The 14885-nt window shown below is 71.9% G+C and carries 7 protein-coding genes; all 7 read left to right on the top strand.

The genetic code is table 11. The features are described 5' to 3' along the window. Window positions 1-107: 107 nt before the first annotated feature. The 7 genes from ACO1BR_RS05865 (at window position 108) to ACO1BR_RS05835 (ending at window position 14730) form a co-directional block, all read left to right on the top strand. Entirely contained in the window at window positions 108-2216 is a 2109-nt protein-coding gene (locus tag ACO1BR_RS05865; RefSeq protein ID WP_426793920.1) for an ABC transporter ATP-binding protein, read from the top strand. Next, complete coding sequence (locus ACO1BR_RS05860; protein ID WP_426793919.1) at window positions 2213-4099, top strand: ABC transporter ATP-binding protein; 1887 nt, start codon at window positions 2213-2215, stop codon at window positions 4097-4099. The genes ACO1BR_RS05865 and ACO1BR_RS05860 overlap by 4 nt, the downstream gene beginning before the upstream one ends. A 367-nt stretch (window positions 4100-4466) precedes the next feature. Continuing rightward, on the top strand, window positions 4467-6506 hold the full coding sequence (locus ACO1BR_RS05855; RefSeq protein ID WP_426793918.1) for a M4 family metallopeptidase: 2040 nt from the start codon (window positions 4467-4469) through the stop codon (window positions 6504-6506). A 287-nt stretch (window positions 6507-6793) separates the two neighbouring features. After that, the gene (locus tag ACO1BR_RS05850; RefSeq protein WP_426793917.1) at window positions 6794-8428 is read left to right on the top strand and encodes a M4 family metallopeptidase; all 1635 of its coding nucleotides are present in this window, start codon (window positions 6794-6796) and stop codon (window positions 8426-8428) included. Between the two features lie 753 nt (window positions 8429-9181). Further along, window positions 9182-11185: a maltotransferase domain-containing protein gene (locus tag ACO1BR_RS05845; RefSeq protein ID WP_426793916.1), complete on the top strand. Its 2004-nt coding sequence runs from the start codon at window positions 9182-9184 to the stop codon at window positions 11183-11185. Next, on the top strand, window positions 11182-12900 hold the full coding sequence (treS, locus tag ACO1BR_RS05840) for a maltose alpha-D-glucosyltransferase (RefSeq protein ID WP_426793915.1): 1719 nt from the start codon (window positions 11182-11184) through the stop codon (window positions 12898-12900). The genes ACO1BR_RS05845 and treS overlap by 4 nt, the downstream gene beginning before the upstream one ends. Before the next feature lie 366 nt (window positions 12901-13266). Beyond that, window positions 13267-14730 (top strand): maltokinase N-terminal cap-like domain-containing protein, encoded by a 1464-nt coding sequence (locus ACO1BR_RS05835; RefSeq protein ID WP_426793914.1) that lies wholly within the window; start codon window positions 13267-13269, stop codon window positions 14728-14730. Window positions 14731-14885 lie beyond the last annotated feature (155 nt).

Below are 14885 nucleotides of genomic sequence, written 5' to 3'. Positions count from 1 at the left end.
GGCTGGCGGAACGCCATGTTCCGGAAAACGGGAGACCGTATGCGGAAGACCCGCATGCCGCAAAACCGCATGAGCGTTGTCAGTGGCTCGCCGTACGCTCGCGAGTGATGGCACTCACCACGCACCCGACGCCCCGGACCGACCCGGTGGACCCGGCCGAGCCGGTCCAACTCTCCGCCGTGCGCTCACTGTTGCGCCTCTGGCCGTTCGTGCGGCCGGTGCGGGCACGGCTGTTCACCGCCGCTTTCGTGGCGGTCGTCGCGTCGTGCATCGGCGTGGTCATCCCGCTGGTCCTCAAGTGGCTGGTGGACGGGCCGGTGGTGACCGGTGACACCGGAGGGGTGTGGTGGGGCGGCGGCTGCCTGCTGCTGCTCGGGCTCGCCGAGGCGGGCCTGTTCGGGCTGCGGCGGTGGCTGGTGGCGCGGCCGACGGCCGGGGTGGAGGCGGCGATGCGCGAGGCGCTCTACCGCCGTGTGCAGCGGCTGCCGGTCGCCTTCCATGACCGCTGGGCATCGGGGCAGTTGCTCTCCCGGGCCACGACGGATCTTACGGTGCTGCGCCTGTTCCTGGTCTTCCCGCTGACGTTCCTGGTGGTCAACGGCACGACGATCGTGGTGGGTTGTGCGATCCTGCTGGCCCAGCGCTGGTCGCTCGGGCTGGTGCTGCTGGCGCCGATGCTGCCGCTGATGGTGCTGTGCTCGGTCTTCCAGGCGAAGTACGCGCTGGTCGCGCGCCGGGCGCAGGACCAGGTGGGCGATCTGACGACGGTCGTCGAGGAGTCGGTCCTCGGCATCCGGATCATCAAGGGGTTCGGCCGCCACCGCAGCCAGGCCCGCGCCTTCAAGGAGCTGACCCGGTCGGTCCGGACGACCGAACTGCGCAAGGCCCGGCTGCTGTCCGTCATCTGGGGCTTCAACACCCTCCTCCCGGAGCTCGCGGTGGGCACCGCGCTGGTGCTGGGGGCGGTCCAGGTGGCCGACGGCCGGCTGTCCGCGGGGACGCTCGTCGCCTTCCTGTCCACGGCGCTGGCGCTGCGCTGGCCGGTGGGTTCGATCGGCTTCCTGCTGGCGATGAGCAGTGCGGCGGCGACCGCGGCCGACCGTTATTTCGAGGTGATGGACGAGCCCCTGCCGGACGACCCGGCAGCACCGGACCGGGCAGCGGCCCGCGCGGCGGACGGGACGGCGGACCGGGCAGCGGTGGGGAGAGCGGACGGGGACGGGCCGCGCGCCGCGGACGTCGCGGGCGGCGGCCCGGCCGACGGTGCGCCGCCCGTGGGCGGGCTGGTCTTCGAAGCGGTCGAGTTCCGGTACCCGGACGCGCCGCCGGGCACCCCGGCCACCCTCCGGGGCGTCGATCTGCACATCCGGCCCGGGGAGACGATGGCGCTGGTCGGGGCGACCGGCAGCGGGAAGACCACGCTGACGGCGCTGGTGCCGCGGCTGTACGACCCCACGGCGGGCCGGATCACGCTGGACGGCCGCGATCTGGCCACGCTCGGCCGGGACGAGGCGCGGGCGCTGGTGGCGGTGGCGTTCGAGGAGCCCACCCTGTTCTCGGCGACCGTTGCGGAGAACGTCCTCATGGGCGCGTCGGGCACCCCGGACGCCCAGAACGCCCAGAACGTCCAGGACGGCCACGGCGAGCGCGATGTCCCTGCCGACCGCACCGGCCTCACCACCACCGCCCGTCAGACGGACCAACAAGCAGCCCTGCTGGGGGCGTTGGAGGTGGCGCAGGCCGACGATTTCGTGGCCGCGCTCCCCCAGGGCGCCGCCACCGAGGTCGGCGAGCAGGGGCTGAGCCTGTCCGGAGGGCAGCGGCAGCGGCTGGCCCTGGCCCGCGCCGTGGTCGGCCGGCCGCGCTTCCTGATCCTCGACGACCCGCTCTCCGCCCTCGACGTCCATACCGAGGCCCTGGTGGAGGCGGCGCTGCGGAAGGTCCTGGCGGGCACCACCGCGCTGGTCGTCGCCCACCGCCCGTCCACGGTCCTGCTCGCCGACCGGGTGGCGCTGCTGTCGGGCGGCCGGATAGCCGCGGTCGGCACCCACCACCAACTCCTGCGGGACAGCCCGGAGTACGCCGCGCTGATGTCCGGTGCGGCGGAGCCCGGCGCCGGCGGCCGCGCCCAGGGCGGCGGCCCGGTCACCGGAGCCGGCCGCGGCACCACCCGTACCAGCCGCAGCGGACCGCGCGAGGGGGAGAGCGCCCGATGACGACCACGGCGACCGGCCTGCCGACCGACGACCCGGACAGCAGCGGCGAACGGGACGGCACCCCCTCCGGGCGGCGCCCCCGGGAGGCGGCCCCCGACGCCTTCGCGACCGACCGGCTGCCCACCCCCAAGGGCGCCTCGCGCGCACTGCTGCGGTCCTTACTGGCGCCGCACCGCGGGCGCGTCCGGGCCGCCGCCCTCGTGCTGCTGCTCCAGCAGGTCGCCCTGCAGACCGGACCACTGCTGGTCGCCTACGCCCTCGACCGCGCGGTGCCGGCGCTGCGGGCGGGCGACCGCGGTCCGCTGATCGCGGTGGCGGTGGTGGCGGCGCTGTGCGCCACGGCGGCCGGCGGGCTGCAGTGCGCCTTCGTCCGGCTCTCCGCCCGGGCCAGCCAGGACGTGCTGGTCGAGCTGCGCGACCGGATCTTCCGCCACGCGCAGGCGCTGAGCCTGGACTTCCACGAGCGCTACACCTCCGGCCGGCTGATCTCCCGGGCCACCGCCGACGTGGAGTCGCTGCGCGAACTCCTCGACGAGGGCCTCCAGGAGCTGGTCACGGTCGCCCTCTCGACGGTCTACATCACCGTGACCCTCCTCTGGCTGGACTGGGGGTTCGGTGCCGCCGCCCTGGTCTCCGCGGTGCCGCTGGCGCTCCTCGTCCGCTCCTTCCAGCGCCGCTCGAAGCGCGCGTACGAGAAGCGGTCCACCGCCATCGCGGCCGTCATCGTCCGCTTCGCGGAGACCCTCAACGGCATCCGCCCGGTGCAGGCGTTCCGCCGCGAGCGGGCCAACGACGCGGCCTTCGCCCGGCTGAACGACCGCCATCTGCGGGTCAACGGCGACGCGATACTGGAGATGGCGCGCTATACCGTCGGCTCCCGGGCGGTGGCCAACGTCGCGATCGCCGCGATCGTCCTGTGGGGTGCCTACCGTGTCGCCACCGGCACTCTCGTCCTCGGTGTGCTGGCCGCCTCGGTGCTGTATCTGCGCCGGCTGTACGACCCCATCGACCGCCTCGGGATGTTCCTCAACGACTACCAGTCGGCGGCGGCTTCGCTGGAGAAGATCGCCGGGCTGCTCGCCCAGCGGCCGGCCGTGCCCGAGCCCGCCGCACCGCGTGCGCTGCCGGCCGCGGCGCCCGCCCGGCCCGGCCGCGAAGTGGCCTTCCACGGCGTCCGGTTCGCGTACCGGACGGGTGCCGAGGTGCTGCCGCGCTTCGACCTCGCGCTCGCGCCCGGCACGACCGTGGCGGTGGTCGGCGCCACCGGCGCCGGCAAGTCCACCCTGGCCAAGCTGCTGGCCCGCTTCTACGACCCCACCGAGGGCCGGGTCCTGCTGGACGGCGTGGACCTGCGCGAACTGGCCGGCGCCGAGCTGCGCCGGGAGGTCGTCATGGTCACCCAGGAGGCGTTCCTGTTCTCCGGTACGGTCGCCGACAACATCGCCATCGGCCGCCCGGACGCCACCCGCGGGGAGGTGGAGCGGGCCGCGAAGGCGATCGGCGCCCATGACTTCATCGCCGCCCTCCCGGACGGCTACGACACCGACGTCCGCAAGCGCGGCGGCCGGATCTCCGCGGGCCAGCGGCAGTTGGTCGGCTTCGCCCGCGCGCTGCTCGCCGACCCGGCCGTCCTCATCCTGGACGAGGCGACCAGCTCGCTGGACATCCCGGGCGAGCGCGCGGTGCAGCGCGCCATGGCCACGGTGCTGCGCGCCCGTACGGCCCTGGTGATCGCCCACCGGCTGTCGACGGTGGAGATCGCCGACCGGGTGCTGGTGATGGCCGGCGGCCGGGTCGTCGAGGACGGAAGTCCGGCCGAACTGACCGCCGCCGGGGGCCGGTTCGCCCAGCTGCACCGGGCGTGGCGGGAGAGCGTCGGGTGACGGTCGGTCACTGCGGGATCCGCAACTCCGCGGGCAGTGAAGGTGGTTCGCCTGCCTCTGCCTGAGGGGCGCGCCTCGGAATCCGGCCCGCTGTCCGGCTTCCGGACAGCGATTTCGCCCAACGGACGTTTTCCGGCCAATTAGTTGGACTGCACCTGACAATCGCCGGGCGACGGTGGGACTCTTCCCGGCAACCACCGCACGGATCCCCCACAGCGCCATCCCGGGCGGTCGCCTCTCTCGCACCACCAGTTCCCCCCACACGCTCCACAGTTCTGCCTCGCTCTGCCCGGACGGCCGCTCCGCCGCCCGGTCCCCCTCAGCCGCCGCCCTCCCGGAGGCCGGCGGCCCCGCAGAAGGAGTCAGTGTGAGACGCACCCCCCATGCACCGACCCGCCCCAGACGCACCACCGCCGCCTGCGCGCTCGTCGCGGCCACCGCGCTGCTGGCTGTTGGCGCACAGGCCGGCGCCGGAGCGGCCGCCCAGCCGCGCGCCGCGGCCCGTCCCGGCACCGCGCACGCCACGCCGTTCGCCGGCGCGTTGCCGGCCACGCTCTCCCCGTCCCAGCGTGCGGAGCTGATACGGAACGCCACCGCCACCACCGCGGCCACCGCCCGGCAACTGCGGCTCGGCGCCCAGGAGAAGCTGGTCGTCAAGGACGTCGAGAAGGACGCCGACGGCACCCTGCACACCCGCTACGAGCGCACCTACCAGGGCCTGCCGGTCCTCGGCGGCGGCCTCGTGGTGCACCAGACCCGGAGCGGTGCGCTCAAGGGCGTCACCAAGGCCGTCCGCGCTCGGCTCACGCCGGCGGGCACCACCGCCAGGATCACACCGGCCGCCGCCGCAGCGCAGGCCGTCAAGGCGGCGCAGGCCCGCGGCTCGAAGCGGACGGCGGCGGCGAAGGCGCCGCGCAAGGTGGTCTGGGCGGCCGACGGCACCCCGCGGCTGGCGTACGAGACGGTGGTCGGGGGCCTCCAGGACGACGGCACCCCCAACCAGCTGCACGTCGTCACCGACGCCACCACCGGCGCCAGGATCTTCGCGTACCAGGGCATCGAGAACGGCATCGGCAACAGCGAGTACAGCGGCCAGGTCACCATCGGGACCTCGGGCTCGGCGCCGACCTTCACGATGACCGACGCCACCCGCGGCAACCACAAGACCTACGACCTCAACCACGGCTCGTCCGGGACCGGTTCGCTGCTCACCAACTCCACCGACACCTGGGGCGACGGCACGCCGCAGAACGCCGAGACCGCCGCGGTCGACGCCGCCTACGGCGCCCAGGAGACCTGGGACTACTACAAGAACGTGCACGGCCGCACCGGCATCCGGGGCGACGGCGTCGGCGCCTACTCCCGCGTCCACTACGGCGACAGCTACGTCAACGCCTTCTGGGACGACGGCTGCTTCTGCATGACGTACGGCGACGGTCAGGGCAACCAGAAGCCGCTGACCGAGCTGGACGTGGCCGGCCACGAGATGACACACGGCGTCACCGCGGCCACCGCGGCCCTGAACTACAGCGGCGAGTCCGGCGGCCTCAACGAGGCCACCTCGGACATCTTCGGCACCTCCGTCGCGTTCTACGCCAACAACCCGGCCGACCCGGGCAGCTATCTCATCGGCAAGAAGATCGACATCAACGGCGACGGCACCCCGCTGCGCTACATGGACAAGCCCAGCAAGGACGGCTCCTCTGCCGACTACTGGTCGAGCGACGTCGGCAACCTCGACGTCCACTACTCCTCCGGCGTCGCCAACCACTACTTCTACCTGCTGTCCGAGGGCAGCGGCCCCAAGGACATCAACGGCGTCCACTACGACAGCCCGACCTCCGACAACCTGCCGGTGCCGGGCATCGGCCGGGCCAACGCGGAGCAGGTGTGGTTCAAGGCGCTCACCCAGTACATGAACGCCAACACCGACTACGCGGGCGCCCGCACCGCCACCCTCCAGGCCGCGGCCGACCTCTTCGGCCAGGGCAGCGCCACGTACAACACGGTCGCCGACACCTGGGCCGCGGTCAACGTCGGCTCCCGCGTCACGGACGGCGGCGGCACGGTCTTCGAGAGCACCGCAAAGGTGGCGATCCCGGACGCGGGCGCGGCGGTCACCTCGCCGATCGCCGTCAAGCGCAGCGGCAACGCCCCCGGCACCCTGAAGGTCGGGGTGGACATCACCCACTCCTACCGAGGCGACCTGGTGATCGACCTGCTCGCCCCGGACGGCACGGCCTACCGGCTGAAGAACGCGAACTCCCGTGACGCGGCCGCCGATGTGAAGGCGACCTACACCGTCAACGCCTCCGCGAAGCCGGCGAGCGGCACCTGGAAGCTGCGGGTCCGGGACGTCTACTCCGGCGACACCGGCACCCTCAACGGCTGGAAGTTGACGTTCTGACGGTGCGTGGCCACCTGATCGTCACCTGTATATGAAAGAGGCGCCACGGCGTCATCTGATTTCCGGCAACTCACCCGCTCTGCGGACAAGTTGGGCGTCGCTCCCGGTCTTCCGGGGGCGGCGCCCGGCTCCGTTATACGGACGGCGCGCACCTCTCCCCGAACGAGTTTCGGACAACCTCTTTACACCCCCCTGACATGTGCGCGTTCGAATGGCAGTCTTCCCGACGCATGTCACACCCGCATCGCTTTGCACCCCCACCATTTGGCAAAGTTGAAGGAGCACGCGTGACCCCCCGCATATCCCGTAAGACCCGTGTGGCCGGTACCGCCTTCGCGGCGGCGGCCCTGCTCGCCGCCGGCATCACCGCCGGCACCGCCGGAGCCTCCCCCGCCCCCACCGCCTCCGCCCAGGGCGGCTCCCCGCTCAAGCTGAGCGGCTCGCACCGCGCGGAACTGCTCCGCGACGCCGGTGCCGCCCGCGCGCAGACCGCGAAGGCGCTCGGCCTCGGCTCCCAGGAGCAGCTGGTCGCCAGGGACGTCATCAAGGACGCCGACGGCACCACGCACACCCGCTACGACCGCACCTACGCCGGACTGCCGGTGCTGGGCGGCGACTTGGTGGTGCACACCGCCAAGGGCGGCGCGATCAAGAGCACCACCAAGGCGGCGAAGTCCGCCATCGCGGTGGCCTCCACCACGGCGAAGATCGCCCCGAAGACGGCCGCGCTGGCCGCCGAGTCGACCGCCACCAAGACCATCGGCGCCAAGAAGGTCGACGCGCAGACGCCGCGCAAGGTGATCTGGGCCGCCAAGGGCACCCCGGTGCTGGCGTACGAGACCGTGGTCGGCGGCCTCCAGAAGGACGGCACCCCCAACGAGCTGCACGTCATCACCGACGCGAACACCGGCAAGAAGCTCTACCAGTACCAGGGCATCGAGAACGGCGTCGGCAACAGCGAGTACGCCGGCAAGGTCGACGTCGCCAGCAAGAAGGGCGGCAACGGCTTCGAGCTGACCGACGACGCCCGCGGCGGCCACCAGACGTTCAACCTGAGCGGCAGCGAGAGCGGCAACGGCAAGCTTTTCACCAACTCCACGGACACCTGGGGCGACGGCAAGCCGGAGAACCCGGAGACCGCCGGGGTCGACGCCGCCTACGGCGCCCAGGAGACCTGGGACTACTACAAGAACGTGCACGGCCGCAGCGGCATCAAGGGCGACGGCAAGGGCGCGACCTCCCGCGTCCACTACGGCCAGAACTACGTCAACGCCTTCTGGGACGACGGCTGCTTCTGCATGACGTACGGCGACGGCCAGGGCAACAAGAAGCCGCTGACCGCGCTGGACGTGGCCGGCCACGAGATGTCGCACGGCGTCACCGCGGCCACCGCGAAGCTGGAGTACAGCGGCGAGTCCGGCGGCCTGAACGAGGCCACCTCGGACATCTTCGGCGCCTCCGTCGCGTTCTACGCCAAGAACCCCGCCGAGCCGGGCAGCTACTTCATCGGCAAGAAGATCGACATCAACGGCGACGGCAAGCCGCTGCGCTACATGGACAAGCCCAGCAAGGACGGCCAGTCGCTGGACAACTGGAGCGCCGACGCCGGCAACGTCGACGTCCACTACTCCTCCGGCATCGCCAACCACTTCTTCTACCTGCTGTCCGAGGGCAGCGGCCCGAAGGACGCCAACGGCGACCACTACGACAGCCCGACCGCCGACGGCTCCAAGGTCACCGGCATCGGCCGGGACAAGGCCGAGAAGATCTGGTTCAAGGCGCTGACCGCCTACATGACCTCGACCACCGACTACAAGGCCGCCCGCGAGGCGACCGTCAAGGCCGCCACCGACCTCTACGGCGCGAACAGCGCCGAGGTCAAGGGCGTCGAGTCGGCCTGGACCGGCGTCAACGTCAAGTGAGCCGTCTGCTGACATCGCGTCAGACAAGGCCGCGCCACGGCTGATTGGGCAACCGCCCGATCGCGCACCGAGCGCACCGGGGTGCTCCCACCCCAGGAGCGGGGCGGTGTCCGGAAGTGTTCCGGGCACCGCCCCGCTCCCATGCCGTCGCCCTGCTACCGCCCGGTCCGCCGATATGGCCGATTCCACCCCCTGGTGCACTCTTGTACGGACCCCGCCGCGGCGAGAGGCTGCGGNATCTTTTCCCCCCCCCCCCCCCGCTCCCATGCCGTCGCCCTGCTACCGCCCGGTCCGCCGATATGGCCGATTCCACCCCCTGGTGCACTCTTGTACGGACCCCGCCGCGGCGAGAGGCTGCGGTATCGCGCCGACGGGCCCCGGCGCGGCACCGGACTTCCGCACACCGCAACTCCGCTGTGATCACACCGAGTTGAGGAGGCGAACGCCGACCGTGGCAGCACCGAGCCACCGCCGCCCGCCAGGGCGCCGGGCCCTGCCCGCCGGATCGCGGGGCGTGAGCGGTTACGTATCAGTAGTTCACGTTCCGGCTGATTTCCCGGCCGCCGCGTACGGGAAGGCTCACCGGGTACGCCGTTCCTCGCACACGATCCGCAGGACCCGATCCGGTCCGCCGTGCCATCCGCCAGCAGAGTGAAAGCGGACAGGAGCGCCCATGCCCGCACCCCGTCCTCCTACCGTGGAGCGGATACAAAGGACAAAACCCCACAAAGCATCACAAGCCCAGGTGAGCCCATGATCGGTCGCATCCCTGTTCTGGACATCCGCCCGCAGATCGACTGCGGCCGTCGCCCGGCGAAGGCGGTGGTGGACGAGACCTTCGAGGTCTCGGCCACCGTCTTCCGCGAAGGACACGACGCAGTCGCCGCGAACGTGGTGCTGCGCAACCCCGCGGGCCGCTGCGGCCCCTGGACCCCGATGCGGGAGCGGGCACCGGGCACCGACCGGTGGACGGCCGAGGTCACACCGGGGATCGAGGGTCGCTGGACGTTCACCGTGGAGGCGTGGTCCGACCCGGTCGCCACCTGGCGCAAGCACGCCGCGATCAAGATCCCCGCCGGTATCGACACCGAGCTGGTGCTCGCCGAGGGCGCCGAGCTGCACGAACGGGCCGCCGCCGAGGTCCCCAAGAGCGACGGGCGGGAGTCCGTCCTGGCCGCCGTCGACGCGCTGCGCGACACCGGCCTGCCGGCCGCCACCCGGCTCGCCGCCGCGCTCGCCACGGAAGTCGTCGACGCCCTGGACCGCCATCCGCTGCGCGAACTGCTCACCGTCTCACGCCCGATGCCGCTCGTCGTCGAGCGCCGCAGAGCCCTGTACGGCTCGTGGTACGAGCTCTTCCCGCGCTCCGAGGGCGCCGTCACCGGACCGGACGGCACCGCCGCGAGCGGCACCCTGCGCACCGCCGCCGAGCGGCTGCCGGCGGTCGCCGCGATGGGCTTCGACGTGGTCTACCTCCCGCCGGTCCACCCCATCGGCACGTCCTTCCGCAAGGGCCCCAACAACGCGCTGTCCGCGGGCCCGGACGACGTCGGCTCCCCCTGGGCCATCGGCTCGCCAGCCGGCGGCCACGACGCGCTCCACCCCGAACTGGGCACCTTCGAGGACTTCGACCACTTCGTACGGACCGCCCGCGACCTGCGGATGGAGGTGGCGCTGGACTTCGCCCTCCAGTGCTCCCCCGACCACCCCTGGGTCACCCTGCACCCCCAGTGGTTCCACCACCGCTCCGACGGCTCCATCGCCTACGCGGAGAACCCGCCGAAGAAGTACCAGGACATCTACCCCATCGCCTTCGACGGCGACTTCCGCGGGCTGGTCCGCGAGACCGAGCGGCTGCTGCGCTTCTGGATGGCCAAGGGCGTCCGGATCTTCCGGGTGGACAACCCGCACACCAAGCCGGTGGCGTTCTGGGAGAAGGTCATCAGCGACATCAACCGCACCGACCCGGACGTGCTGTTCCTGGCCGAGGCGTTCACCCGCCCCGCGATGCTGCACGCCCTCGCCCAGATCGGCTTCCACCAGTCGTACACCTACTTCACCTGGCGCAACACCAAGCAGGAGCTGACCGAGTACCTCACCGAGCTGACCGGCGAGAGCGCCGGCTACCTGCGGCCCAACTTCTTCGTGAACACCCCCGACATCCTGCACGCCTACCTCCAGGAGGGCGGCCGGCCCGCCTTCGAGGTGCGCGCCGTACTGGCCGCCACCCTCTCCCCCACCTGGGGCGTCTACGCGGGGTACGAGCTGTGCGAGGCGACCCCGCTGCGGCGCGGCAGCGAGGAGTACCTCGACTCGGAGAAGTACCAACTCAGGCCCCGCGACTGGGAGTCCGCGGCCCGCGAGGGGCGTACCATCGCCCCGCTCATCACCGCCCTCAACCGGGTCCGCCGCCGCCATCCCGCACTCCAGCAGCTGCGCAACCTGCACTTCCACCAGGTCGACAACGACGCCGTCATCGCCTACTCCAAACACGAGGGGCACGGCGACGGAGCCGACACGGTGCTCACAGTGGTCAACCTCGACCCGCACCACACCCACGAGGCGACGGTGTCGTTGGACATGCCGGAACTCGGCCTCGGCCGGCACGATTCCTTCCCGGTGCGCGACGAGCTCACCGGCGACACCTACCACTGGGGCAGGGACAACTATGTGCGCCTGGAGCCGGGCAGTTCGCTCGCGCCCGCTCATGTGCTGTCACTGCGACCGTCCTCACCGATCGGAGGGTCACCCAATTGATCGTCAATGAGCCTGTTCCCGACACGTTCGAAGACACCCCGGAGAAGGACCGGGATCCCGGATGGTTCAAACGGGCCGTCTTCTACGAGGTCCTGGTGCGCTCGTTCCAGGACAGCAACGGCGACGGCATCGGGGACCTCAAAGGCATCACGGCCAAGCTGGACTACCTGCAATGGCTGGGGGTGGACTGCCTGTGGCTGCCGCCGTTCTTCAAGTCCCCGCTGCGGGACGGCGGCTACGACGTCTCCGACTACACCGCGGTACTCCCCGAGTTCGGCGACCTGGCCGACTTCGTCGAATTCGTGGACGCCGCGCACCACCGCGGAATGCGGGTCATCATCGACATGGTGATGAACCACACCAGCGACCAGCACCCGTGGTTCCAGGAATCCCGCACCGATCCGGAAGGGCCGTACGGCGACTACTACGTCTGGGCGGACGACGACAAGCAGTACGCCAACGCCCGGATCATCTTCGTCGACACCGAAGCCTCCAACTGGACCTTCGACCCGGTCCGCAAGCAGTACTACTGGCACCGGTTCTTCTCCCACCAGCCGGACCTCAACTACGAGAATCCGGCCGTCCAGGAGGAGATGATCTCCGCCCTGCGGTTCTGGCTCGACCTGGGGATCGACGGCTTCCGGCTGGACGCGGTGCCGTACCTCTACGCCGAGGAGGGCACCAACTGCGAGAACCTGCCGGCCTCGCACGCCTTCCTCAAGCGGGTCCGCGCGGAGATCGACGCGCACTACCCGGACACCGTGCTGCTGGCCGAGGCCAACCAGTGGCCGGAGGACGTGGTCGACTACTTCGGCGACTACGCGGTCGGCGGCGACGAATGCCACATGGCCTTCCACTTCCCGGTCATGCCGCGCATCTTCATGGCGGTCCGCCGTGAATCCCGCTACCCGGTCTCGGAGATCCTGGCCAAGACCCCGCAGATCCCCTCCGGCTGCCAGTGGGGCGTCTTCCTGCGCAACCACGACGAGCTGACCCTCGAAATGGTCACGGACGAAGAGCGCGACTACATGTACGCGGAGTACGCGAAGGACCCGCGTATGCGCGCCAACATCGGTATCCGCCGCCGGCTCGCCCCGCTGCTGGACAACGACCGCAACCAGATCGAGCTCTTCACCGCGCTGCTGCTCTCGCTGCCCGGCTCGCCGATCCTCTACTACGGCGACGAGATCGGGATGGGCGACAACATCTGGCTCGGCGACCGCGACGCGGTGCGCACGCCGATGCAGTGGACGCCGGACCGCAACGCCGGATTCTCCTCGTCCGACCCGGGCCGACTGTTCCTGCCGACCATCATGGATCCCGTCTACGGCTACCAGGTCACCAACGTCGAGGCGGCGATGAGCTCGCCGTCGTCGCTGCTGCACTGGACCCGCCGGATGATCGAGATCCGCAAGCAGAACCCGGCGTTCGGGCTCGGCAGCTACACCGAACTGCCCTCCTCGAACCCCGCGGTGCTGGCGTTCCTGCGGGAGGCGCCGGGCAGCGAGGGCGCGGACGACGACCTGGTGCTGTGCGTGCACAACTTCTCGCGCTTCGCGCAGCCGACGGAGCTGGACCTCCAGTCCTTCAACGGCCGCCATCCGGTGGAACTCATCGGCGGCGTGCGCTTCCCCGCCATCGGCCAGCTGCCGTACCTGCTGACCCTCGCGGGCCACGGCTTCTACTGGTTCCGACTGCGCAGGAACCCCGCTTAGCCCCTGCCCCACCGGGCACGGGCCCCCGGTGCCTCCGCCCGTACGCGGCCTGCCGGCGCGTACGGGCGTTTTCTGACCTTCCGCTCGGGCAACCTCCCTACTACCGCACGGGCCGCGAGGGCCATGGACGGTCCCCCCGGCCCGGGTGGGGGTCCCCTGCTCATCAGAGCTCGGGGGTGGGGATCCCCCCTGCTCGTCAGAGCTCGGGGAGCACCGCCGCACAGCGAAGCGAACGCCCAGAAACGCCGAAAACGCGCGCGCGTACGGACGATCTCGCCCGACACGTCCCATACCGCCGCTCAGTGAAGGCCGCATTCCGGGACACTTTGCCTATCTGTCGTGTGCCCGGGGAAAGGACGCGACGCCATGTCGGACACCGCCTCGACCCGTGCCACCCGAAACACCCCTGACCGCCCGCTGGTCACCGCACCCGATCTGCTGTCCTCGCTGGCACCGCTGCTCGCCGAATGGGTGCCCCGCCAGCGCTGGTTCGCCGGCAAGGGACGGCTGATCACCGGCTTCACGCTGGTCTCGGCGACCGAACTGCTGCCGTCCAACGGCGACGGCGGCGGCACACCGGGCCTGCTCCAGCTGCTGATCCGCGCCCAGCAGAGCGCCCCGCCGGGCCGCGCGCCGGCCGGCGGGGACTGCTACCAGCTGCTGCTGGGCGCCCATCCCGCACCGCCGCCGCAGCTCGCGCCCGCGGTGATCGGCCGCCCGGCCGGCGGCCCGCTGCGCGGCCGCACCGTCTACGACGCGCTGCTCGACAACCGGCTCTGCGGGCTGCTGCTGGAGCGGCTGCGGGTCCCGGGCCGGATCGGGGCGCTGCGCTTCTGCCGGGAGCCGGACACCGACATCCCCACCGGGCTGCCCGCCCGGCCGATCGCCGTCGAGCAGTCCAACTCGTCCATCGTCTATGGAGATACGTTCATCCTGAAGGTCTTCCGGCGAATCGAGCCCGGTGTCAACCCGGACCTGGAGCTGCCGCGCGCCCTGGCCGGCGCCCAGTGCGCCCGGGTCCCGGCCCCCGCCGCCTGGTTCGAGGCGGCGACCCCCGAGGAGAGCGGCGAGGCGACCACGCTGGGCGTCCTCCAGCCGTTCCTGTCCGGTTCGGCGGACGGCTGGCAGCTGGCCCTCAACGCGCTCGCGGTGCGCGCCGACTTCACCGGGTCGGCACGGGCCCTCGGCCATGCCACCGCCGAGGTGCACACCGCGCTCGCCCAGACCCTGCCCACCACCGAACTGCGCCGCCCGCAGCTGGAGGTGATCGCCGCCCAGATGCACGAGCGGCTGGAGGCGACCGCGCGCGCCGTACCGGTGCTCCAGCCCTACCGCGGGCGGCTGCGCACCGCCTTCGACGCGCTCGCCGCGGTCGGCCACGACGGCCGCAGCTGGGCCGCCCAGCGCATCCACGGCGACCTCCATCTGGGCCAGACGCTGCGCTCGGCCCGGGGAGGCCACTGGTCGCTGATCGACTTCGAGGGCGAACCGGCCCGGCCGCTGGCCGAGCGGCGCCGCCCGCAGCCGGCCGTCCGCGATGTGGCGGCGATGCTCCGCTCCTTCGACTACGCGGCCCGCAGCGGACCGGCCGGCGGCGACCCCTGGGCGCTGGACTGGGCCCGCCGCACCCGCGCCGCCTACTGCCTGGGCTATGCCGAGGCCGGCGGCCTGGACCCGCGCTCCGCCCCGGAACTGATGCGCGCCTACGAGACGGACAAGGCCGTCTACGAGGTGCTGTACGAGGCACGGCACCGGCCCGACTGGCTGTCCGTACCGATGGCGGCGATCCGCAGGCTGGCGGCCTGCGGGGAGCCGGGGGCGGCCGGCTGACCCGCGCCCGTACGCCGGGCCCGCCGCCCGCGCCCGCCCCACCCACCAGGCACCGACGCCCGGCACCGACCGACCCCGCCCCTAGGAGGCCCCCTCGTGACCGCCCGCCCGTCACCCGCCACCACCCCGGACGGAATCGCTTCGCGATGCTCCCC

The sequence above is a fragment of the Streptomyces sp. YGL11-2 genome (genome assembly GCF_050054615.1).
Taxonomy (GTDB): Bacteria; Actinomycetota; Actinomycetes; order Streptomycetales; family Streptomycetaceae; genus Streptomyces.
This window is presented reverse-complemented; position numbering and strand designations above follow the sequence as displayed.

What these genes read in the sequence shown, in the direction of transcription:
- ACO1BR_RS05845 (WP_426793916.1), top strand. Translation starts at nt 9,182, where the DNA reads ATGATCGGTCGCATCCCTGTTCTGGACATCCGCCCGCAGATCGACTGC.
- ACO1BR_RS05860 (WP_426793919.1), top strand. Translation starts at nt 2,213, where the DNA reads ATGACGACCACGGCGACCGGCCTGCCGACCGACGACCCGGACAGCAGC.
- ACO1BR_RS05865 (WP_426793920.1), top strand. Translation starts at nt 108, where the DNA reads ATGGCACTCACCACGCACCCGACGCCCCGGACCGACCCGGTGGACCCG.
- ACO1BR_RS05835 (WP_426793914.1), top strand. Translation starts at nt 13,267, where the DNA reads ATGTCGGACACCGCCTCGACCCGTGCCACCCGAAACACCCCTGACCGC.